The sequence below is a fragment of the Synechococcus sp. A15-127 genome (assembly GCF_014280215.1).
Taxonomy (GTDB): Bacteria; Cyanobacteriota; Cyanobacteriia; order PCC-6307; family Cyanobiaceae; genus Parasynechococcus.
This window is the reverse complement of sequence record NZ_CP047948.1, coordinates 1592726-1612866: the sequence shown is the minus strand read 5'-3', so window position 1 is coordinate 1612866 and position 20141 is coordinate 1592726. Positions and strand designations below refer to the sequence as shown.

The window sequence follows — 20141 nt, the reverse complement described above, 5'->3', positions numbered from 1 at the left end:
TGTCCGATCAGACGTTGCCGCTTCAGGCCAGACTTTGACGCTCATGAACCCTGGCCTTGACGCACTTCCGCATCGTGCGCGATGACAGCGAGGAGGACACCATCACGCGCCTGCGCTTCGGCAGTTACGACGAGGCCTACGACGAACTGGAGCGCTTTTATGCCGGTCTCTGTTGTTCGGATGACCGTGTGGAGTATTCGATCGAGGAGGTCTGCAGCCTTCCTTGATGCAAGCCTCTAATAGCCAGATTTTATTTTCCGTCAAGAGAGGTTATTTAAAGAGTTGTTACCTCAAATCCAAAGACCTCCGTGTCATGAATCAGTAGAAAAAATAAAAACGGAAGAAAACCTTATAAACGGCTCGGGTCGCTCATTAGCAGGAGCCACGGTGTGGGAGTCCACCTTCACAAAGTTTTTCTTATTTAGGAAAAATGAAAACACCTCTGCTCCTAACTGCGCTTCTCCTGGCGGCCCCAGCGGCTGTTCATGCAAGCGTCGCCGGTTCGGATGACCCGAACATGGATGGCACCACCCAGCGCATGTTCATCATCAACGCCACCACGCCTGGTGGACTGACCTTCTCCGGTGCCGGCACAGCCACCTTCAACAATTCCGTCGGCACCTCCAACCAGTTCAACGTCGGCTCCAACACCAGCATCGGTGTGAACGGAAGCGTGTCGGCCACCCAGGAATTTGACGGTCTGTCCCTGGGTGTGATGCAGATGGGGGCAGGCAGCAGCATGATGCAGACCAACGGCACCTCCTCCTCCGCTGCTGCCACCCAGGCTGCTTCTTCTGCTGCCAACACGGTTGCAACGGAAACGGCCATGCGTGAATCTCACAGCACGGGCTGGGAATCAGCCACGACGGCAACGAACCTGTCCTCCACGGAGACCGGTAGCTACGGCAGCTACAACCGTGAGGGCGGATGGGAGTGGACTGCTGATTACGACAGCTCTTGGGGGGATCTGACTGCTGCGCAGCAGGCTTCCTATGGGACTTCAGGCCAGACCGCTTACGAGACCGAGCAGAGCAACTTCAACGAGTTCAAGAACGCTTACACCACGACCTACAACCAGAACTACAACTCCAGCTACAGCTCTGCTTACAACAACGTCATCACCAACAGTTCCTCTTCCGCGAGCGAGTCGTCAGCGACTGGCATCATCAAGGGTGAATTTCTCACCACGGAAGACTCCATCACCGCCATCGGTCAGGAAGGGCAGTTGGGTGCCATCGTGACCTCTGCATTGGCAGCAGCAACCAGCACCGGAGATAGCGTTGGCGGAACATCCTGGACCGCTGCCTTCAACGCAGCGTATGAGGCTGGCTATCAGCAGTCCGTTGGTTCGACCAGCACTGTCAGTGACAGTCAGGTTTCCATCGAAGGCCTGGGTGCCATCGCCAGTGTGAATTCCGACGAAAATTCCAGTTTCACCGTTGATCTGGATCGTCTGGAAGCGTTCAAGAGCACAGGCACGCAGACCAATTCGTCGGCGACTGCCAACGGTTCTGCCACAGCGACGTTGTCCACCAACTCCTTCGCGACTCAGAACAACCAGCGCACCGCGTCCGCCTTCATGCAGGCCTTCGCTGCCAATTGATCAAATCGCAAGTTCGCTTGATGCGGGAGGGGCTTCGGCCCCTCCTGGTTTAAAACTGTTCAGGGATTGTTTTATTTTATCAGCATGATCAGCTCTCGATTTCAGTGCTGATCATGCTGATTTTCTGTATCAGCCACTGGCCACGATTGCCGACGTTGTTGTTCTGAAAGTCCTTCATGTCCATGCATCGTTATCAGGTTTTCTACTGCGAGCAGCCCGACGGAAACGCGGGGTTTGAGCCCGTCATCGCTTCGGATGCCTATGAGGCCTGTCGGGAGATGGAACGCAGGCACCCAGGCGCTTTATTAGCTTCGATTGACGGTGAACTGACGGATGAGGTCACGGCAAGGAAGCTCTTCACGCACTGGCTTAGCTCCATCTGACTGACGGGATTTCACCTGGATCACACAGGGATCTCCGCTTCGATGGTCCATCCTTCCTTGGTCAGCGCATCGGCTGCTTCAGACGCATCGCGAGAGCAAACGTCCACGAGGCGAAACAGCTCGCCCTTGTAGCAATACAGTCTGATTAAACCGATCACGGCGGGGACTCCCGGGTGTCGACAACGTCATCCAAGCCTCTCGGGCCGGTTCGCGCAAGTCAACAGTTCCAATGCTTGCCGGTTGGTGCGAATGGTGTGGTGAGCACAAAAAAACCGCTCCAGAAATGGAGCGGGAGTCTTGGCCGTAGTAATCCCCATCACCCGGCACACCACCACATCTTGAGGTGTCAGGACGATTGTAGTACGAGATGCACTACGGATATGGGGCGTCAAGATTTCCTCAAGGAATTTGTTGAGTTTGGTTTGTTCTGTGTCGTGTATCACTGGAGCACTAGATCTGGTGGCTTAAGAGGGCTAAATTAGGTATCCCCATCACCCGGCCTGCCCCTGAGGCAGGCTTTTTATTGGTCGGACACCAGCTGTGGTGTTTTTTGGTGTGAAGACGCCAGGTCAGCCTCGAGAACGATGGGTGGTGGCCTGCAATCGGAAACATCTGATCAGGGGAAGGCAGGACCAGCCCGTGACCGGGCAGCTGCAGTCCATTCAAGAGAACAGATCCAGAAGCTCTTCTTTGTGAGCACGCCGACGTTGAGCGGAATCCAGCGAGGATCCAGCAGCACCAGCAAAGATGCTCAGCCGACAGGCCAAAGCACGAAATGGGCGATGGGTGCCATCATCGATGATGGTTCCGACCGCGGATCCGTTGGATAAATGAAGAGTCATCGAAAATCTTTGAATGCCGATGGTCTATCGAAAATTTCACAGATCTTCAGGACGGTTTGCCGTACTCAGTTCATCAAGGGATGAGCCAATCGACAAGGTTGATTCCTCATTTCGGCTAAATCTCCAGTCGCTGGATCCGCATCAAAGGAATAAAAGATCTTCAATGAGTTCAATGACTGGACTTGTTTATTCAATCCGGACCTTGGCTTGGCTTCATCTGTTGCATCTGAAATCACATCCCCCAATTGGGGGATGTCCGATCCGCTTTTTTGAACAAAAATTGAGCTCACGACTGTGAGGTGCCGTGGTTGTTCTCCCACAACTGAAATTGAAGGCTAAACGTGATGAACTCATCAGGTTGATGTGCAGACCCTTGCATCAGCAGGCCAGTGACCAGTTCATCAAGGAGTCATTCACCACGTTCGTCTATGGGATGGGCAATAGGAGTGTGCTGGACTGCCTCGCTGTGATGAAGGTCTCATCAGCAGTGAAGTAGACCGTTCGGAACTGTTGTCAGAGCCAATCACCTCTTTCTTTCAGCCTATTACTGAGTCGGCAAGTGATTTTGATGATTGTGTCGATGAATAAAGGGAAAGTTTATGATCAACGTGTGATCAATCTCAATTCAGTCAGATCAATCGGATAATCTGTCCTTTCGTCTGTGATGAGGTGAGTTGAAGTCTTCTCTGGCTGGTGTTCATAATGGTCTCCCAGGCGTGACGGGTGTGGGTCATGACTTATCAGAACGACCCCAGAAACCACGTGGTGATTGGGGTGTGGGAGTGGAGTGAACCATGACTGGTCCCTCGTTCTGCGCTTTGAGTTTCGCCTGCTCGTTCAGCTCCGCTTGGAGAAAGATGCCAACCAGCGAAAACATGACGATCACAAGCACTGCTGCGACCAGATACATGACAGATCGTGCGACAGCTTCGTCTTGCATTCGGCTTGATTCGCTCACGGCGCAGCGCTGAAAGGCCTTGACGGTTTATCAGGCTCAGCGTGCGAGTGCGATTACGAATCATTCTCTTTTGTATTGGCGTTTAACGAACTGGGTAGGGGGTGACACTTCTGACAGTCTTGGAGAGGTTCCATGGTGTTCCTCCCCCCAGGGTAGAAACATCGATATCTCCGGGCCCTAACGGGTCTGCCTTGAGGCATTGCCGTGGGGCATCAAACTATTGAGATTGAACGTGGGGCTTCAGTCACCGCAAGAACATCCGCACGATCCTGCCCCATGGCAAGGTTCATGATTCAGGTGTCCTGTTGAACAGGCTTCTGAGCAAAAGACTTTGCCTCCAACAACGACAGCCTTTGCTTCTTCGACTTGGCATGTGCACTTCAGGCAGGCACACTGACTCGTCGTGGTCATGTTGAATTATCGATTTACTATCAGACTACTGTTGATTGGCACGATTTCATTGGCCCCGGAAGAGCCGTCGTTCCCGCAGGTTCTTGCAGTGCCACACTGGCCACCTTGTGTGGGTGTGCCATGGCCCTGGATCAGCTCAAGGCGTTCATCCTGAAAATGCAGGCTGACGACGCCCTCAAGCAAGCCGTTTTGTCGGCATCGACAGCTGATGATGTCGCTAAAATCGCCGGCGGGCTGGGTTTTGAGTTCAGTGGCGATGAGCTGCTGCGGTTCAACGGGCAGAAAGTGGGAAAGGTCACTGTGGTGAAGCCGGATCACCCAGGCGAGTACCACTGATGCAGGGAGCTAATGAGCTGGTGCTCCTCGGTATCGCGTTCCTCGGTCTTCAGGCTTGGTGGCTCAGCAGGGTTTTTCTGGCTCGTCCAAGGCAGCCCAGACCGCTCGGCAAGCCAATGAGAGCGAACTCATTCCAGGGTGAACGGAATGTGCTGCAGAGAATCTTCGATCAATCCTGATCAGCACCCGGCCGATTGCATTCTTATCGGAACGCGGTTTCATGATTGAAATACAGATATCCCGCGTGATGCCCGAGCTCCTGAAGCGTCAGATTGAACGCCTGGAAATCGCCATTGACCTGTCGAAGGACTGGCTCGAGATCCAATACCTGATTTCTGAGTTGGATCAACTCAAAGCCCTGTACGACGAGGCTGATATTGATGCGGCTTAGCACTTTTGCACTTGATGAGCGCCTTGGTTTTGTTCAACAAGCCTTGTGTCATCCATTCGCGTCACCCCTGGGGTGGTGAAGGTTCTTGATATGAGCAAGGCGGTTGTGAATTTGGTAGCAGCTGAGCCTTGAACAATCAGGTTCAGCAGAGTTATGAGGGCTCCAGCAGGTTCATGAATCATTGTCTGAGATCCACAGCTGCATCTCATTGATCGAGCAAGCTGCCGGTCTACCGATCACTTCACCGGCTGAGATTGCCGATCTCACGTTCCAGCTCTGCAATATGGGTGGCGAGCTGGTCTCAGTGGAAGGCTTTGGCGACGGCCTTGGCAATGCGCTGAAGCATGCAACGGGCTCCAGCGCCTTGATTGCTCAGGGTTAGTGTTCGCTGAAGCCGTCTGCCTCTCAAGCCTCCGACTCCTGATGGAGCCTGTCAATGGAGCTTGGAGGCTCCGATCGGGCATTGGGCACTGGCCATTTGTCGCAGAACGGCTGCCGTGGCGCTGCGGTTGTTGAATGCTCGATAGACGGCGAGCTGATTGCTCAAGTCCTGGCATTGGCTGTTTTGGGAGTCCATGAGAGATGTCCTGGATGCACAAACCATGACTCCTGACCCGCAGCAGGAGATGTGCCAGATGCCACCAACCGATGCCTTGGCTCATGGCCGAGGTGGTCGAGGGTTGTGTGAATTTGCATTCCGCAACACAAATCCTTATCTTTGGGCGTCTGTGAGAGAATAGATTGACGCGAATGGCCAAGAGACCACAACGCGCGATCCAGATAACGGAGCAGACCAAGTGAGCAAGAAAGGATTCCAACCATTTTTGATGGGTTTGGCCAAGACCATTCGTAAGAACAAGAGCAAAAAACAAGTTGAACTGACCGGTTACGAATCGGCTCAGCGCAAACGCTTTCTCCGTTCTGAAGCGGAAGATGCCTCCTGAGCTCCGGACAAGGTGTTCGCACCAACCTCAGCAAGCCTGCATGCATTCCCATGAAGAACAGTGTGTTTGTTGGTCGTCCATGGGGCAGTGCGGAGAGCTTGTCACCTACCGGACGCTTCGTCTGTACACAGCCTGTTCAATCTCTGGAAATGCGTAGGGAGACTGATTGACCTGCTGCTTGATTGCTTTCAAGCATGCTTGTGATCCGTCGGAATACCCTTCGTGAATGACTCTTTGGAGTGCAGTTCTCCAGCGCATTCCCTCTGCCAGCAAGCTCTCAAGCTGGTAAGCAGCTTCATAGCTCATGCATGTGCCAGCCTGAGCCGCTGAGGGCAACATCAAACTAAGGGCAAGGATGGAAAGCAATGGCTGATGCGATGCAATGGAATCAGCCAGGAGCCTAATCCGCTTGATCGGGCCCACTTCACTGCTCCATCGGTCCGGCAGTCACAACCGATACAGATTCCTTGTAGAATCTTTAGATCGTTGGCCTGGGATTCCCGGGTGCAGTCCGTCTCAAGCCATGCAACGGGGGCTTGGGCGCTGTGGAGCGACGTCATGTCTCCTCTCCCTCTGATCCAGGCACGTCTTCTGCGTGCGCAACGCCTTGCTGCCGCTCAGAAGCTGATGGCCAGGACGTCACTTAAAAAGTGACACTGCAGCCGCTCCTCCTGGGGCGGCTTTTTTTTGCTTTCCGATCGTTCATCACGCTGGATCGCCTGGCACCATCACATCAGCGCACTGAATCCTGCGAAGTACAGAATTCCACTGCAAAGCAGGCCGAGCATCCATGACACTGATCTGGCGAATGGCACGTTGAACACATAGGCGCTGATATAGGCCACTCGAAACAATGGGTGTGCCAAAGCGGCATACACGGTGATCGCGGGAAGCGTCTGACCGTTGAAGCTTGCAATCACGGCCAGCAGTGCTGCTGGTGCGTGGATCGTGAACGATTCAAAACTATTTTGCTGTGCCCAGCTGGCACGTTTGCCCCAGGCAGGGTAACGATCAAACATCGTGCGAAGCGCAGCCAGATCCTTGATTTCAAGCTTTGCTTGAAAGCGAGCGATATAGATCAGAATGATGCTGATCAGCAGCGTGCCAAGTGAAAGGACAAGTGACCAGACGTATGGTGTGGTGCTTACAATCGAGGAGTGCGATAGCGCAGTCATCAGGCGTTTGTGGTTGCATGAACTGCAAACACTTTAGAAAGTTGGGGCGAAAAAATCCTTACCGTGGGAGAGCGCCACTTTTTTGATCGGATCTGGCTGGCAATCTGCTTTGTATGTTCTCAATGACATCTCCCCTTCGGTAGGATCCTCATTCAGGCAGGTGTCTCCTCTTGCGAGACGGGGCTTGTTAGCCTCCATTGCAATATCGAACGGCACCGGCCATTCCATTCAGTTCAATGGATCCCGGCCTTTGGTTGGCTGGAATGTTCATGATTGTGTAGACGCATGCGTTGTGATTTTTGGCTTGTTGAGAATTCTGTGCAAGGTTGGACAGGCCGGCATCGATGATGAGCAGGATGCCGACCAGCGTTCCTGTTGAGACTGTCGCCAGGAGTGGCAGCAAGTGTGCATTGAGAAGGTCGCGTGTTTTTGACATTGATGTTTTGCTACTCTCCTGGTTCTAACGCCATCGCAATGGTTGTGTTCAGCTCAATTGCTCTCTGTTCGGCTTCTCTCGCTACGACGGATGAACCTGTTTTTTCCAACGTGCTGACAGGAAGGAATTGCTCTTTCTGAGTGGTCGTTGCCTAACGGCCTTCACAATGCTCGACAGCTTTTAAATAATTGACCTTGCCGGGGCCTTGCTGGCTCTCGGGATTGATGGCGTTGCGCATCTGGATCTGCGCATCGACGCAACGATTGAAGCGATGGTGCCTGACCGCCTGTGGCACGAGCAGCACTCCGATGCTGATCAGGCTCAAGGTGCAGAGAGCAGAAAGGACGGGATAGGCATGGTCGCGGACCATGTTTCGGACAGACAGCGGGCTGTTGCTGTGGTCGGTCATGACTCTGTGATGGGCGTTGTTGCTTGTGGCCCCTATCTGCTCGATGGATCAATGGGCCGAATGAAACCCATTTCGCCGAAGATAAGCGGCAGCTCTGCGCCTGGGCGTGGAGTTGGCATCCGGGGCTGCCAGAGATGCCTCGAGTCGCAGGACAAAGGCCTCGCGCTTCGCCGATGTTCGATTGCGTGGAACGAATGCTGAGCCGTTCCAGAACAGTGACGTCATGATCACTCAACATCGATGCCCAAACCCCCGTTCCCAGGCTTGGATCGAGCTGCGCTCCCCGGGTGGTGGAGTGAACGATGGGTAGCTGTTGCTACAAAACCGTTGTAGTCCAGCTGGCCTTCGCTGTCCACGGCAGCACGTCAGCCGTGGGAGGTTGTGGGTGTCAGCAGGAATGGTGTTCGTCGTTCTCCTGTTTGTCCAGGATTGGATCGAGAGGACGTGGTGGCTGGGGCGTTGCCCCGATCGTGTCCTGGCTGTCCAGGCAGGAGGAACACAGCAACTTGCCTTTGTGGCGCCAGTAGGTCGCCATGGATCGTTCAATGCGCATGTCGCAGCCATGGCATCGGAACAGAGGCATCGTTCGCGGGCAACGCAGGCCTTCTAACGCGGCAGCTTTCTCCGCCTTGTGTCAATGAAGGCAGCTTTGCGGGCGAGCAGGACATGTCAGGGTCATGTCGGGGTGGTGCCGGAAGCGGGATGGCTTGCCAAGCAATTGCCATCAGCCCCAGAGGTGGCTCACCACGGCACTGAGGTTCATGCCTGCCTTCTGATACCCGGCGACAGCCAGAGCCACGACAGAGAAATTCAGCAGCAGGAAGATTGTGACCAGCTTGATTTCATCTTTCATCAATCCACGATGATCGGCCTCTCCGGTGACTGTGAGCGAGGTGTTCAGCCCGTGACCGTCCGCCAAAACGGCCTGAACGCGCTGGGCGGCCACAGCTGTTAATGTTTCTTCATATTATTTTGCGATGCAGATGCTCGGAATTCTTTTTCCGTTGGCCTACGCCGTTGTGTTCATCTGTTTGCTCCTGCAGGCCTTTCAAATGATGAGAGTGTCTGCCAACTCAACCTCATCGGCGCCATCGGACAGAACAGGGTTGCAAACTGTTCACCCGGAATTGCTGGACCAAAACGGACGAGTCACCAGTGAAGAGCTTTGGGCTGTTCGTTTTTCAGAGCAGGGTGAAGCCGGCTGGGCAGCCGAAGCGGGCTGACGTCGAAAGTCATTGCCGCTGGGCGCATTCCATCCATCGAGGTCAGAGCAGTCCTTTCGCTTTCAGCACTGCGACCCGGATGCCGCCGAGCTTTGCCCAGCAGTTCAGTGCCGCTTCCCTGGAGCTGTGCGGGCGCCAATCATCTTCCGCCACCCTGCGGTCGATCAAGGCGGCAACACGCTCGACAACGGCCTGATCACTGGGAACGCTCAGCCTGATGATCTGACCATTCACCGTGATTTGAGATTGGAGGGATCTGTCGGAGCCGTGTTGGTTTCGTGCCATGGCAGAAGCGCAGATAGGACATCTCCTCAATCACTCGCAGGGCGAGAGAGGTTGAGCTCACGGCAGGACGATCCGCGCATCGTGATGATCTCACCCTGACGATAAAAAACCCGATGCCGACGGCACCGGGTTGGCGTAAGCGGTTTGGGGCACCGCTCAGATGGCAATCGGGGAGACAGGATTCGAACCTGCGGCATCTTGCTCCCAAAGCAAGCGCGCTACCAAACTGCGCCACTCCCCGGCGCTTTCCCATTGTAGGTGTCAGTGGCGATCAGGCTCCCGGCTGCAGGAGTTCCGCTAGTGCCACGCCGCTGCGGAGAGCCCCCTCCGCCCGGCCAAATCCGGCGCCTTCAATCCAGTCACCACAGAATCCAATGTTGCTTGCCATGCACCACTGCAGCGATGTCGGCAGCGGATGGTTCAAGGGCTGTGACGCACCCCAGCGCATCACGCCCAGGCTTCTGGCCTGAGGCCACTGACGCATCAGCGCAGGAAAGGCTTTCAGGAGTTCTGGCAGCAGCTCCATCAGCCGTTGTTCCTCTCGTTTCAGCAGTGCCGGCTGACTGGACGGCGTGATCGGCTCGCCGGAATCCAGGCCGTGCACCACGACGCCGAGACCTCCATCGCTCTGCTGATGCACCACAACGCGTTCCACCTGCCAGCGGCGTTGTGCCTCCGGTGTCAGCAGGATCTGGCGGGGCAGGGGGACGTTGCGATCGTCCTCTCCCGGAAGTTCCAGCATCAGGTTCCAGCGCACGGCCGCGCGGCTGCCTGCCAGCTGTTGAAGCACCCGATCCAGATCTGGATCCTGATGGGTCGGGATGGCGGAACGCAGCGGCACATCCGGCCAGGCGAGCATCGCAAGAGAACGGGGGTGGGCCAGCAGCGTTCCGCTCATCACCAGGATGCGCGCCTCCACAGCTGTCTGTCGTGTTTCGTCCATCAGCAGCCAGTGGCCGCCGGTGTGCTGCAGCCAGCGCACCCGAAACCCGAAGTTGCGCTCGAGGCTTGGACTTGCCTGATCCAGCAGCCCCTCACAGAGGTGGGCCATCGTGGGCTGCCCCCGATGCCAGGCGCCTTTGTCGCTGTGCTCCTCGGGAGCATCCACCAAGTGGCCGGTGGCATCCAGTCCTGTGATCCATCCCCATTCGCGGCGCAGCGTGCCTTGCTCCCGCAATGGCCGCAACAGCTGTTCCACCCCATCGGGCAGCTGCTCCGGCAGCTGCAGCCCGGGAGCGCCATGGTCGAGTCGCCAGGAGGGTTTCTCTCTACGTCGACGGGTGGCCATCCGACCGCCGGGTCCTCGCCCGGCCTCCACAACGGCGGTTGTCCCTTCAAATCCCTGCTGATGCAGCCTTGCCAGACAGGCAGATCCCGCCAGCCCCGCACCGATGACGGCCAGATCAACCTTCGACCTGTCAGGCATCAGGTCACATCCAGTACTTCTCGGCCGCTACGCGGGAAAACAGACCTCCCAACAGGGCCAGCAGCAGAGTCAGTCCAAAGAAGATGAAATAAGCCATCCGGCAGACCCTGCGATGGGTACAAATGCTCGTGTGTCATAACAGCGGATCGTTGGCCTGCAAGGTCGGATGAGCTGGCGGCGATCACCGCCGGAGACGCATTCGTCCATCGTCACCGTCGTCATCATCACCGGCACGATCACCGAAAACCTTTCCCAGCGCACGTTCGTGAACCGAGCCAGTGGCTTCCGGGTCGTTATCGATAGCGATCAACAGGCCCGCCACCGGTGATTCACGCTTATTGATCTCGCATCAGTTGGTGCAGACCATCCCGGGCAAGCCGGATCCATCCAGGAAATGATCGCGAAACGCCGTTCCGTCAGGCGGACTGAAGCCTTCTGCTCGATCATGCGGAAATGCATGGGTCGCCTGAGATTCGAACTCAGGACCAGCCGATTAAAAGCCGGATGCTCTACCGCTGAGCTAGCGACCCGCCCTCTGGGGAATGCCATTTCAGGCACCAATGGACATTATCACCGTGGCTACCGGGAGACTGGGGCTTGTCCCTTGAGCGTTCATGACCGTCTCCTCTCCCTGGCCGGCACCGAGGATCGACCCAGGGGCCTGGGTGGCGGCGTCAGCTGTGGTGATCGGCGATGTGGAGATGGCAGCCGGCAGCAGCCTCTGGCCGACAGCCGTCGCACGCGGTGACCTGGAGGTCATCCGCATCGGTGCGTACAGCAATGTGCAGGACGGTGCCGTGCTGCATGGCGATCCAGGTCAACCCGTGGTCATTGGAGCGGAGGTGACCGTGGGCCATCGGGCGGTGATTCACGGCGCCACTCTCGAGGATGGATGTCTGGTGGGCATCGGTGCTGTGGTGCTCAACGGTGTGACCGTCGGCGCCGGCGCCCTGGTGGCAGCCGGTTCCGTGGTGACCAAGGATGTTCCGGCCCGCACGATGGTGGTGGGTATCCCGGCTCAGGCCAAGCGGGAACTGGCGGATGAGGCTGTGGCGGAGCAGCGGGCCCATGCGCGCCGCTACGCCGAGCTGGCCGGCCGCCATGCCGCGCTTCGGGGCTGATTGCTGCGAAATCGATCAGCTTCCTTCCGGGAACGCCCGCAATCCGTTCACGGTCCGTAAGATCTCCGGGCATCTAGCCCCACTCATGAGCTTCGTCCGAGTCGCCATCGGCCTGGTCCTGATCCTCGCGATCGTCGGCTACTCCGCCTTCAGCGTGATCACCACCGGTCAGGTGCTAGGCATCGACGCGCGTCTGTTCCTGGTGGTGGCACCGGTTCTCGCCGCCGTGGGCTGGGCGGCCTTCAACATCGGCCGTGCCGCCGTCGGTCAGGTGCAGCTGTTGCTGAAGCGCAGCCGCGCCTGATCCTTAGGGTGAAGGCTGAAAGAATTCAGCTGCTTGTCTGATCAGCCAGCCGTGATCACCGTCCTCGGGGCTGGTCTGGCCGGCACCGAAGCGGCCTGGCAGGTCGCCACTGCAGGTCTTCCTGTGCGATTGGTCGAAATGCGGCCGATCCGACGATCACCGGCCCATCACAGCAGCGATTTCGCTGAGCTGGTCTGCAGCAACAGCTTCGGTGCGCTCAGCAGCGATCGTGCAGCAGGCCTGCTGCAGGAAGAGCTCAGGCGTCTGGGCTCGCTCGTGATCGGCACAGCCGATGCCCATGCGGTTCCCGCCGGAGGGGCTCTTGCGGTGGATCGCGGCCGGTACAGCGCGGCGCTCACGGAGGCCCTGGATCAGCATCCGCTGGTGACCATCGAACGGAGGGAGCAGCAGGCACTCCCAGCCGATGGCGAGATCACGGTGATTGCCACCGGTCCGCTCACCAGTGAACCGCTGGCGCAGGATCTGAGGTCGTTCACCGGCCGCGCCGACTGTCATTTCTTTGATGCCGCCAGCCCGATCGTCCACGGCGACAGCATCGATCTCACCGTCGCCTTCCGCGCCAGTCGCTACGACAAGGGCGATGCCGACTACATCAACTGCCCCATGGACAAGGAGCAGTACCTCGCCTTCCGCGAGGCGCTGCTGGGGGCGGAACAGGCTGAGCTCAAGGATTTCGACAAGGAGGAGGCCACCTTCTTCGAGGGATGTCTGCCGATTGAGGAGCTGGCCCGTCGCGGTGAAGACACGATGCGCTACGGCCCCCTCAAGCCGATCGGGTTGTGGGATCCCCGCTGGGGCGATGTGAACGATCGGGATGTGCGGCGAGCCAAGCGGGCCTACGGCGTGGTTCAGCTGCGTCAGGAGGACAAGGACGGACGCTTGTGGAATCTGGTGGGCTTCCAGACCAACCTCAAGTGGGGGGAACAGAAACGGGTGTTGCAGATGATCCCGGGGCTTGAACAGGCCGAATTCGTTCGCTTCGGGGTGATGCACCGCAACACCTTTCTGGAATCTCCGCAGCTGCTGACGCCCACCCTGCAGTTCCGCAGCAGGCCATCGTTGCTCGCGGCAGGCCAGATCACCGGCACAGAGGGCTATGCCGCCGCCGTTGCCGGCGGTTGGCTGGCGGGCACCAATGCCGCCCGTCTGGCCCGCGGTCTGGAGACGATCGACCTGCCGCCCACCACCATGGGCGGTGCGCTCACCCACTTCGTGAGCGAAGCGCCGACGGCGAAGTTTCAGCCGATGCCCCCCAATTTCGGTCTGCTGCCGGATCTGCCGGAACGGATCCGTGACAAGCGGGCCCGTTACGGCGCGTATCGCGATCGGGCTCTCGCGGATCTGGAACGGGTTCAGTCCCAGTTGCTGCCTCCCCTGCTGGCATGAGCGACGACGCGCTGGCCCGCCGCATCGAACAGCGCTCCCTGCGCTTCGGCATCGGCGCCAACGCGGTGATGACCCTGGCCGGTTTTGTGGCTCACGTGCTCACCGGATCCTCAGCCCTGCTGCTGGATGGCCTCTATTCGGCGGTGTTGGTGGGCTCCTCGCTGATCGCCAGCCGCATCAGCCGCAACGTGGTGCGGCCGCCGGATCGCGCCTGGCCCTATGGCTATGAAGGTCAGGAGGCTCTGTATGTGCTGTTCCGCTCCCTGGTGTTGCTGGGGGTGATCGGCTTCGGGCTCAGCAGCTCCTGCGGCACCCTCATCGACTGGTGGCGGGGTGCCGAGATTCCTTCACTCACTCTGGAGCCGGTGGCCGCTTACACCGTCGCGGTGACGGGCCTCTGCTGGCTGCTGTCCTGGCGGCATTTCCGTGACTGGCGGCGCACCGGTCGCATCTCGCTGCTGCTTCTCACGGAAGCGCGCAATGCCCGCATCGATGCGCTGATCACAGCCTCCACAGGTCTTGCACTGCTGGCGACGCCGTTGCTCCAGACCAAGCTTCTGGCTCCGCTGGCTCCGATCACCGATGCGTTACTGGTGCTGGCGGTGAGTGGGGTGCTGCTGAGGGAGCCGCTGCAGGCGCTGCGGGATGCTCTGAGCCAGGCCGCCGGTAAGGCAGCCGATCCTGGGGTGCTGCAGCGCACCCGACAGGTGCTGATGCAGGAACTCTCCGGGCTTTCGCTGCAGATGATGGATTTCACCGTGCAGCAGCTGGGCCGCACCGCTTTCGTGGTGGTGTACATCAACCCGCTGGAGCCACTGGACAGTGCCACGGTGGACGGGCTCCGCCATCACATCGATGCGCGCTGCAGCAACGAACTGGGACGGCCGGTGCGCGCTGAGGTGATTCTCACGGTGATGCCTCCGATCCACCGGAGCGACCCTGAGCAGCAGCCCGCCCCCTAGCGTCAGGCGGTCGAAGCGGTGTCATGAGCGAGCAGCAGCACTGGGATGCCGTGGTGATCGGCGCCGGCATCGGTGGTCTGGTGACTGCCAGTCAATTGGCGGCCAAGGGGGCGAAGGTGCTTGTGCTGGAGCGTTACCTGATCCCCGGTGGCAGTGGTGGTGCCTTCCGACGCAAGGGTTACACCTTTGATGTGGGGGCTTCGATGATCTTCGGCTTCGGTGAGAAGGGTTACACCAACCTGCTCACCAGGGCTCTGGCGGATGTGGGGGAGCGTTGCGACACCATCCCGGACCCCGCCCAGCTGGAATACCACATGCCCGGTGGGCTGCAGATCGCCGTGGATCGTGATTACGAGCAGTTCATCGCCGATCTCTCCAGCCGTTTCCCGCACGAAGCGGAGGGCATCCGCAAGTTCTATGACGCCTGCTGGCAGGTGTTCAACTGCCTCGATGCGATGCCGCTGCTGTCGCTGGAGGACCCGGCTTACCTCACCAAGGTCTTCTTCAAGGCTCCGCTTGCCTGTCTTGGCCTGGCCCGCTGGCTGCCCTTCAACGTCGGGGCGGTGGCACGCCAGCACATCAAGGACGAACAGCTGCTGAAGTTCATCGACATCGAATGCTTCTGCTGGTCGGTGATGCCGGCGGATCGCACCCCGATGATCAATGCCGGCATGGTGTTCTCCGATCGCCATGCCGGTGGAATCAACTATCCCAAGGGCGGCGTCGGCGTGATCGCCGAGAAGCTGGCGAACGGTCTGGAGCGCCATGGCGGGGCCATCCGCTATAAGGCTCGCGTGAGCGAGGTGCTGCTCGAGAACGGCAACGCTGTGGGTGTGAAGCTTGCCAATGGCGAGATCATCCGCGCGAAGCGGGTGATCTCCAACGCCACCCGCTGGGACACCTTCTCAGGATCGGCCGACAGCTCCGCCCGGGCCGGTCAGGCTCTGGTGGACGAGCACCACACCCCTCGGAAGGAACAGGTCTGGCGTCGGCGTTATGTGCCCTCCCCCTCCTTCCTGTCCTTGCATCTCGGGGTTCGGGCTGATCTGATCCCGGCGGGCAGCCATTGTCATCACCTGCTGCTGGAGGACTGGGAACGGATGGAGGAGGAGCAGGGAGTGATCTTCGTGTCGATGCCCTCGCTGCTGGATCCTGACCTCGCCCCGCAGGGGCACCACATCGTGCACACGTTCACCCCCTCGTCGATGGAGGCCTGGAAAGGGTTGTCGCCATCCGAGTACAGCAAGAAAAAGGAAGCGGATGCAGCGCGGCTGATCCAGCGGTTGGAGGCGATCCTTCCAGGACTGGCCGATGCCATCACCCATCAGGAGATCGGCACCCCCCGCAGCCATCGTCGGTTCCTCGGTCGGTTCCAGGGCAGTTACGGCCCGATTCCGGCGATGCAGCTGCCTGGTCTGCTGCCGATGCCGTTCAACCGCACCGGAGTGAAGAACCTCTATTGCGTGGGAGATTCCTGTTTCCCAGGCCAGGGGCTGAACGCCGTGGCATTCAGTGGCTTCGCCTGCGCCCATCGTGTCGGCGCCGATCTGGGACTGAACCCCTGGGCACTGCCGGATTGAAGGAACAGGGCCTCAGGAGTCGCCCAGCTGCCTAGCTTGGCCTCCATCGGGCTCCTGTGATGCCGTTCGACTCCTCGCCCTCCGCTGCCGATCTCGCCCTACACCTCGAGCAACGCGGTGATCTCAGCAAGCCCTGGTATCTGCAGATGCTGCGGATGCAGAAGCTCAAAGAGACCAAGGGGGAGATGGATCCTCAGGACTACATCGAGCGGATTCAGGAGGCCCATGGTGATCTGATGCGACTGGGTCAGGTCTGGAAGGGCCGGGAAGCGGAGCTGTTCGACGGGACCGATCCCCCCCCCGACGTGATGGAACCGCGTCCAGGCTCTGCCGACGATCGTTAAGGCCGATGGAACGCTTCCGACTCTCTCCACTGATCCGATTCACGCTGCTCAGCCTGTATGCGGCCCTGGTGCTGCCTCTGCCGCTGCTGGCTCCAGCCGAGCTGCGCTTGTGGATGGTGGTGGGGCTGCTGGCGGGACTGGTGCTGGTGCTCGGGTTGCTCAGTGAGCAGGTGGAAACCGATGACGACTGCATCCGGGTTCGTTACCCGGCCTGGATCCGCTGGCTGTTGCGTCGGGGTTGGGTGATGCGCTGGCAGGACATCCGGGCTCTGGTTCCGGTGGGAACAAGTCAGGGGGGAACGGTGTACTACCTCAAGGCGACGGATCTACGTCATCAGTTGCTGCCGCAGCGCATCGAACGTTTCGATCGTTTTCTGCAGCTGGTGAGCGAACGAACGATCGTGAAGACGGCCGGCATCGGCCGGTTGACCCCTCCCTGGACCTATCAGGTTCTTGCTGTGATCTCGGCAGGGATGGTGCTGATGGAGGCAACGGCTGCTTTCGCCATCAGCAACGGCTGGATCAGCCTCCCGGAAGGCTATCCAGGCTGAAACGGTATCCGCGTTGACGAACGGTGGTGATGCCGCCGCCTTCGCCAAGCCCAGCCTGCTCCAGCTTGCGGCGCAGGGTCAGAACCTGGGTGTCCACCGATCGAGGACCTCCGCTGAAGGGAGGCCAGGCCATGCGCAGCAGTTCCTGGCGGCTGCGGACAAGCCCGGGGGGCATCAGAAGAGCGCAGAGCAGGGCGAATTCCCGGGGGCTCAGCTCAACCGGCTGATCCCGCAGGGTCACCTGACGCAGCAGCAGGTGCACCTCCAGCGGGCCGACAGTGACACGTTCCTGCAGGCCGCTGTGGCCACGCTTCAGCAGGGTGCGGCAACGAGCGGCGAGTTCCTCCAGGCCGAAGGGCTTGCGCAGCACGTCGTCGGCTCCGTCGTCCAGCAGGCCGACCACAGGTTCGGCCCCACTGCGGGCCGTCAGCACGATCACCGGGCAGCGCAGCTGTTCTGACAGCCGCAGCGCTGAGCTCTGCTCCAGCAGTTCCGCGCTCACCAGCAAATCAGGCGACTGGTCCTGGCAGACCTCGAGAGCCTCGGCCGCCTTGCCGACCGCTGCTGTCAGGTGACCGTCCTGGCGCAGACGCTGCACCAGCACGGTGCGCAAAGTCGGGTGCGGCTCCACCACGAGGACTCGGGATGGCTCCTGGCCGGTCCCTGAGGTCTGCATCGCCATGGATGCCAGAGAGGCATCGCTGGCGTCAGCCGTGATGTCGCGGGGTGTTGAAGTCACGGGTCTGACGTAAGCGCGCTTACGCTAGGCCGAAATTCCTGGCACGCTGGTAGCAGAGGCAGCGGTCTCTTCCGATGACGGCACTTGAGGATCCCAATTCCATCCGGCATTTCCAGTCCCTGTGCGATGCCTGCCAGGAGCTGACACACCGTTATCACGGGCCTTCCGAGCTGCGTCTCTATGCCGACGGCTACCTCCATGCCCTGCGTCGCACTGGTGCATTGGATTCGCGTCAGCAACACCGTCTGGAGCAGCTGATCGAGCGTTGGATTATGGATCCCTCAAGTTTCATCGGACCCGACGGGGATGTGAGCACGCTGTACATGCGGCATCCCCAGGGCTACTGATCAGCTGGCAAGCGCCACCTCGAGTTTTTCCTTGAGTTCTCCGGCGTTGTACATCTCGATCAGGATGTCCGAACCACCCATGAATTCACCCTTCACGTACACCTGAGGAATCGTCGGCCAGCTGGAGAATTCTTTGATTCCCTGACGGATCTCCATATCAGAGAGAACGTCGAAGGTCTCGAAACTCACTCCGAGGGAGTGGAGGATCTGGACGACATTGTTGGAGAAGCCGCACTGGGGCATCAGTTTTGAGCCCTTCATGAACACGAAGACCGGGCTTGATGCAATCAGTGTTTCGATGCGGGAGCGGGTGGAGTCGTCCATGGAGAGAGCGTGTCAGTCGGTGGGTTGGTCTGCAGGCACTGTGGTGTTCAGTGCCAGGGCATGAATCGCCTCGCTGGCCAGCTCCTGCTGCAGAGCGCCGTACACCATCTGGTGCTGGCGGATTCTGGACAGGCCTGAGAAAGCCGATGAGGTCACACTCACCTGAAGGTGATCACCCCCCCCAGTGAGGTCCTCCACGGTCACCAAAGCATCGGGGATGGCCCGCTGAATGGCTGCTTCGACGGCGGCCGGCTGAACCATGGGGGGAGAAAGACCTGAAGACGATGCTGACAGATCAGTTGACGCCTGCGGGGGAGGCTCCCTTGAACTCCGTGGTGGCGAATCCAAGTTCGACCAGACTCTGGTAGGCCTTCTGCCCCTGGCTTTGGGAGGGGGTCATCAGCTTGACGACTTCCACCAGAACAGGAACCGCCACTTCGGGTTGGTTCTGACGCCGGAACAGGGCCGCCAGGCGCAGGTTGGATTCGGCTAGCAGTCCGAGAGCTTCACGACCCTTGCTGTCCATTTCACGCGGAATGCGGGCATCAAGGCCGCGGAACGCACCGCTGAGGTCGCGGTAGAAGCCCAGAAGCTGCTTGGAGGCCTTGCGGGCGTTGTCGTATTCGCTCCGGGCAGTGGCGAGATCACCCCGTGATGCTGCGGCGTCGCCGCGGGCGATCATGGCCCGCACAGCATTCGGATTGAAGCCGCTTTCACTCTGCGCAAGAACGCGAGTGCTGGCCTCAGGCGACTGGGCAAGAGCCGGAGATACGGTCAGCCCTAGGCTTGCCAGCAGGGCGGTGGCCGTCAGAAGTGCACGACAACCCATCGGGGCGGCGAAGCGGAGTTGGCGGACTTTAAAAGGATTGCAAGGGCCGCCCCACTGCTGCACGGGCCGCTTGTTCAGCCGCATGCATCCGCTCGGCCAGCTGTTCGTTGAAGTGGCGGCTTGCACCGCGGTCGGTGGTGTCAGGCACGCTCAGGGGTGCGCCGAAGCACAGAGCGGCCCGGCTGAGTGGACGAGGTGGCGCCTGGCTGTATCCGAGTCCGATTGGAATGACCGGGACCGTGACGCCGCGGCGCTGGGCCAGCTGGGCGAGCCTCACCAGACCCTGGTGAAGCTTGATGGGTTGATCCTGGCGCTTGATCTGGCCTTCCGGAAACACCACCAGCTGCTGACCGGCTGCCAGCAGATCGATGGCGAAGCGCAACGTCGTCATCGACGGACGACCCTGATCCACCGGAAAACAGCCCAGTCGCTGGAGGAACCAGCCCTGCACCCCCTTCATCTCCGTTGTCGTGACCATGAAGCGGCAATCCCGTCCGGTGACCCTTCGCCCAGCGGCCATCGGCAGCATCAGGGCATCCCATCGGGCGCGGTGTGTCGGTGCCAGCAGCACCGGGCCTGATATCGGCAGATGCTCCGGGTTGAGCACGATGCGTTCCCGGAATTGCAGCGGCAGGGCGAGATCCTGCGTCACAAGCATCGCCAGCGGGGCCCAGAACGGATCGATCCCCACCTTCAGGACGGATTCGCGAAGAGCTGAGGCCGCGGGCAACGGGCTGGCGGAGCGCAACGGTCAGCGAACTTAATCGGACCCTCCGCTCTGCATAGGATCCAGCCTCAATGTGTTGCTCGG

General features: G+C 59.4%; 31 protein-coding genes and 2 tRNA genes. 16 read left to right on the top strand and 17 right to left on the bottom strand.

The features are described from left to right. Positions 1–56 precede the first annotated feature (56 nt). Complete coding sequence (locus tag SynA15127_RS08450; RefSeq protein ID WP_186483683.1) at positions 57–227, top strand: hypothetical protein; 171 nt, start codon at positions 57–59, stop codon at positions 225–227. 84 nt (positions 228–311) lie between these two features. Here SynA15127_RS08450 and SynA15127_RS08445 read toward each other — a convergent pair whose 3' ends face one another. Further along, positions 312–491, bottom strand: coding sequence for a hypothetical protein (locus SynA15127_RS08445; protein ID WP_186483682.1), 180 nt, complete (start codon positions 489–491; stop codon positions 312–314). Positions 492–517: 26 nt separating this feature from the next. Here SynA15127_RS08445 and SynA15127_RS08440 point away from each other — a divergent pair, with 26 nt between their 5' ends. Both SynA15127_RS08440 and SynA15127_RS08435 read left to right on the top strand, forming a co-directional pair. Then, positions 518–1603, top strand: coding sequence for a hypothetical protein (locus SynA15127_RS08440; RefSeq protein WP_186483681.1), 1086 nt, complete (start codon positions 518–520; stop codon positions 1601–1603). A 182-nt stretch (positions 1604–1785) separates the two neighbouring features. Further along, complete coding sequence (locus SynA15127_RS08435) at positions 1786–1986, top strand: hypothetical protein (RefSeq protein WP_186483680.1); 201 nt, start codon at positions 1786–1788, stop codon at positions 1984–1986. Between the two features lie 1572 nt (positions 1987–3558). Here SynA15127_RS08435 and SynA15127_RS08430 read toward each other — a convergent pair. Then, positions 3559–3786, bottom strand: coding sequence for a hypothetical protein (locus SynA15127_RS08430; RefSeq protein ID WP_186483679.1), 228 nt, complete (start codon positions 3784–3786; stop codon positions 3559–3561). A gap of 240 nt (positions 3787–4026) precedes the next feature. Beyond that, positions 4027–4197 (bottom strand): conjugal transfer protein TrbI, encoded by a 171-nt coding sequence (locus SynA15127_RS08425; protein ID WP_186483678.1) that lies wholly within the window; start codon positions 4195–4197, stop codon positions 4027–4029. A 120-nt stretch (positions 4198–4317) separates the two neighbouring features. Between SynA15127_RS08425 and SynA15127_RS08420 the strand changes: the two genes are divergently transcribed. From SynA15127_RS08420 to SynA15127_RS08410, 3 genes are all read left to right on the top strand, one after another. Further along, positions 4318–4533, top strand: a complete 216-nt coding sequence (locus SynA15127_RS08420; RefSeq protein WP_186483677.1) for a Nif11-like leader peptide family RiPP precursor — start codon at positions 4318–4320, stop codon at positions 4531–4533. 247 nt (positions 4534–4780) lie between these two features. Further along, positions 4781–4924, top strand: a complete 144-nt coding sequence (locus SynA15127_RS08415) for a hypothetical protein (protein ID WP_186483676.1) — start codon at positions 4781–4783, stop codon at positions 4922–4924. A 208-nt stretch (positions 4925–5132) separates the two neighbouring features. After that, entirely contained in the window at positions 5133–5306 is a 174-nt protein-coding gene (locus SynA15127_RS08410) for a hypothetical protein (protein ID WP_186483675.1), read from the top strand. Between the two features lie 1290 nt (positions 5307–6596). Here the strand turns inward: SynA15127_RS08410 and SynA15127_RS08405 are convergent. The 5 genes from SynA15127_RS08405 to SynA15127_RS08385 form a co-directional block, all read right to left on the bottom strand. Beyond that, the gene (locus tag SynA15127_RS08405) at positions 6597–7043 is read right to left on the bottom strand and encodes an MAPEG family protein (protein ID WP_186483674.1); all 447 of its coding nucleotides are present in this window, start codon (positions 7041–7043) and stop codon (positions 6597–6599) included. 187 nt (positions 7044–7230) lie between these two features. After that, the gene (locus SynA15127_RS08400) at positions 7231–7446 is read right to left on the bottom strand and encodes a hypothetical protein (protein ID WP_186483673.1); all 216 of its coding nucleotides are present in this window, start codon (positions 7444–7446) and stop codon (positions 7231–7233) included. A 184-nt stretch (positions 7447–7630) separates the two neighbouring features. Beyond that, positions 7631–7888 (bottom strand): hypothetical protein, encoded by a 258-nt coding sequence (locus tag SynA15127_RS08395; protein ID WP_186483672.1) that lies wholly within the window; start codon positions 7886–7888, stop codon positions 7631–7633. A gap of 388 nt (positions 7889–8276) precedes the next feature. After that, complete coding sequence (locus SynA15127_RS08390) at positions 8277–8441, bottom strand: hypothetical protein (RefSeq protein WP_186485761.1); 165 nt, start codon at positions 8439–8441, stop codon at positions 8277–8279. A gap of 171 nt (positions 8442–8612) precedes the next feature. Continuing rightward, positions 8613–8834, bottom strand: a complete 222-nt coding sequence (locus SynA15127_RS08385; RefSeq protein WP_186485760.1) for a hypothetical protein — start codon at positions 8832–8834, stop codon at positions 8613–8615. A gap of 31 nt (positions 8835–8865) precedes the next feature. On the opposite strand from SynA15127_RS08385, the gene SynA15127_RS08380 reads away from it, so the two are divergent. After that, positions 8866–9111, top strand: a complete 246-nt coding sequence (locus tag SynA15127_RS08380) for a DUF2973 domain-containing protein (RefSeq protein ID WP_370593973.1) — start codon at positions 8866–8868, stop codon at positions 9109–9111. 42 nt (positions 9112–9153) lie between these two features. Here the strand turns inward: SynA15127_RS08380 and SynA15127_RS08375 are convergent, their stop codons facing one another. The 3 genes from SynA15127_RS08375 to SynA15127_RS08365 all read right to left on the bottom strand — a co-directional run bounded on the left by SynA15127_RS08375 (position 9154) and on the right by SynA15127_RS08365 (position 10822). Beyond that, positions 9154–9396: a hypothetical protein gene (locus SynA15127_RS08375; RefSeq protein ID WP_186483671.1), complete on the bottom strand. Its 243-nt coding sequence runs from the start codon at positions 9394–9396 to the stop codon at positions 9154–9156. Between the two features lie 167 nt (positions 9397–9563). Beyond that, a tRNA-Pro gene (locus SynA15127_RS08370) sits at positions 9564–9637 on the bottom strand. A gap of 30 nt (positions 9638–9667) precedes the next feature. Then, positions 9668–10822 carry an NAD(P)-binding protein gene (locus SynA15127_RS08365; RefSeq protein WP_186483670.1) on the bottom strand — a complete coding sequence of 385 codons (1155 nt, stop codon included), beginning with the start codon at positions 10820–10822 and terminating at the stop codon, positions 9668–9670. Positions 10823–10988: 166 nt separating this feature from the next. On the opposite strand from SynA15127_RS08365, the gene SynA15127_RS08360 reads away from it, so the two are divergent. Beyond that, positions 10989–11150 carry a hypothetical protein gene (locus SynA15127_RS08360; RefSeq protein ID WP_186483669.1) on the top strand — a complete coding sequence of 54 codons (162 nt, stop codon included), beginning with the start codon at positions 10989–10991 and terminating at the stop codon, positions 11148–11150. Positions 11151–11280: 130 nt separating this feature from the next. On the opposite strand, the gene SynA15127_RS08355 is transcribed toward SynA15127_RS08360, so the two are convergent. Next, a tRNA-Lys gene (locus SynA15127_RS08355) sits at positions 11281–11352 on the bottom strand. Positions 11353–11436: 84 nt separating this feature from the next. Here SynA15127_RS08355 and SynA15127_RS08350 point away from each other — a divergent pair. The 7 genes from SynA15127_RS08350 (at position 11437) to SynA15127_RS08320 (ending at position 17091) form a co-directional block, all read left to right on the top strand. After that, positions 11437–11943 carry a gamma carbonic anhydrase family protein gene (locus SynA15127_RS08350; RefSeq protein WP_186483668.1) on the top strand — a complete coding sequence of 169 codons (507 nt, stop codon included), beginning with the start codon at positions 11437–11439 and terminating at the stop codon, positions 11941–11943. Between the two features lie 181 nt (positions 11944–12124). Further along, the gene (locus SynA15127_RS08345; RefSeq protein ID WP_186485653.1) at positions 12125–12247 is read left to right on the top strand and encodes a photosystem II protein Y; all 123 of its coding nucleotides are present in this window, start codon (positions 12125–12127) and stop codon (positions 12245–12247) included. Positions 12248–12280: 33 nt separating this feature from the next. Next, on the top strand, positions 12281–13654 hold the full coding sequence (gene trmFO, locus SynA15127_RS08340) for an FADH(2)-oxidizing methylenetetrahydrofolate--tRNA-(uracil(54)-C(5))-methyltransferase TrmFO (protein WP_186483667.1): 1374 nt from the start codon (positions 12281–12283) through the stop codon (positions 13652–13654). Next, the gene (locus tag SynA15127_RS08335) at positions 13651–14616 is read left to right on the top strand and encodes a cation transporter (protein ID WP_186483666.1); all 966 of its coding nucleotides are present in this window, start codon (positions 13651–13653) and stop codon (positions 14614–14616) included. Before trmFO ends, SynA15127_RS08335 begins: the two co-directional genes overlap by 4 nt. Before the next feature lie 23 nt (positions 14617–14639). Next, the gene (gene crtH, locus SynA15127_RS08330; protein ID WP_186483665.1) at positions 14640–16196 is read left to right on the top strand and encodes a carotenoid isomerase; all 1557 of its coding nucleotides are present in this window, start codon (positions 14640–14642) and stop codon (positions 16194–16196) included. Between the two features lie 59 nt (positions 16197–16255). Continuing rightward, entirely contained in the window at positions 16256–16540 is a 285-nt protein-coding gene (locus tag SynA15127_RS08325) for a hypothetical protein (protein ID WP_186483664.1), read from the top strand. A gap of 5 nt (positions 16541–16545) precedes the next feature. Beyond that, positions 16546–17091 (top strand): hypothetical protein, encoded by a 546-nt coding sequence (locus tag SynA15127_RS08320; RefSeq protein WP_186483663.1) that lies wholly within the window; start codon positions 16546–16548, stop codon positions 17089–17091. On the opposite strand, the gene SynA15127_RS08315 is transcribed toward SynA15127_RS08320, so the two are convergent. Next, positions 17063–17773, bottom strand: coding sequence for a response regulator transcription factor (locus SynA15127_RS08315; protein WP_370594043.1), 711 nt, complete (start codon positions 17771–17773; stop codon positions 17063–17065). The two genes, SynA15127_RS08320 and SynA15127_RS08315, sit on opposite strands and share 29 nt — an antisense overlap. A gap of 131 nt (positions 17774–17904) precedes the next feature. Between SynA15127_RS08315 and SynA15127_RS08310 the strand changes: the two genes are divergently transcribed. Then, on the top strand, positions 17905–18177 hold the full coding sequence (locus tag SynA15127_RS08310; protein WP_186483662.1) for a DUF6761 family protein: 273 nt from the start codon (positions 17905–17907) through the stop codon (positions 18175–18177). On the opposite strand, the gene grxD is transcribed toward SynA15127_RS08310, so the two are convergent. From grxD to SynA15127_RS08290, 4 genes are read right to left on the bottom strand one after another with little or no spacing between them, the layout of a single operon-like run. After that, complete coding sequence (gene grxD, locus SynA15127_RS08305) at positions 18178–18501, bottom strand: Grx4 family monothiol glutaredoxin (RefSeq protein WP_043691600.1); 324 nt, start codon at positions 18499–18501, stop codon at positions 18178–18180. A gap of 12 nt (positions 18502–18513) precedes the next feature. Next, positions 18514–18762, bottom strand: coding sequence for a BolA/IbaG family iron-sulfur metabolism protein (locus SynA15127_RS08300; protein WP_186483661.1), 249 nt, complete (start codon positions 18760–18762; stop codon positions 18514–18516). Between the two features lie 34 nt (positions 18763–18796). Beyond that, entirely contained in the window at positions 18797–19330 is a 534-nt protein-coding gene (locus SynA15127_RS08295) for a hypothetical protein (RefSeq protein WP_186485652.1), read from the bottom strand. A gap of 28 nt (positions 19331–19358) precedes the next feature. Further along, positions 19359–20060, bottom strand: a complete 702-nt coding sequence (locus SynA15127_RS08290; RefSeq protein WP_186485651.1) for a 1-acyl-sn-glycerol-3-phosphate acyltransferase — start codon at positions 20058–20060, stop codon at positions 19359–19361. Between the last annotated feature and the right edge of the window lie 81 nt (positions 20061–20141).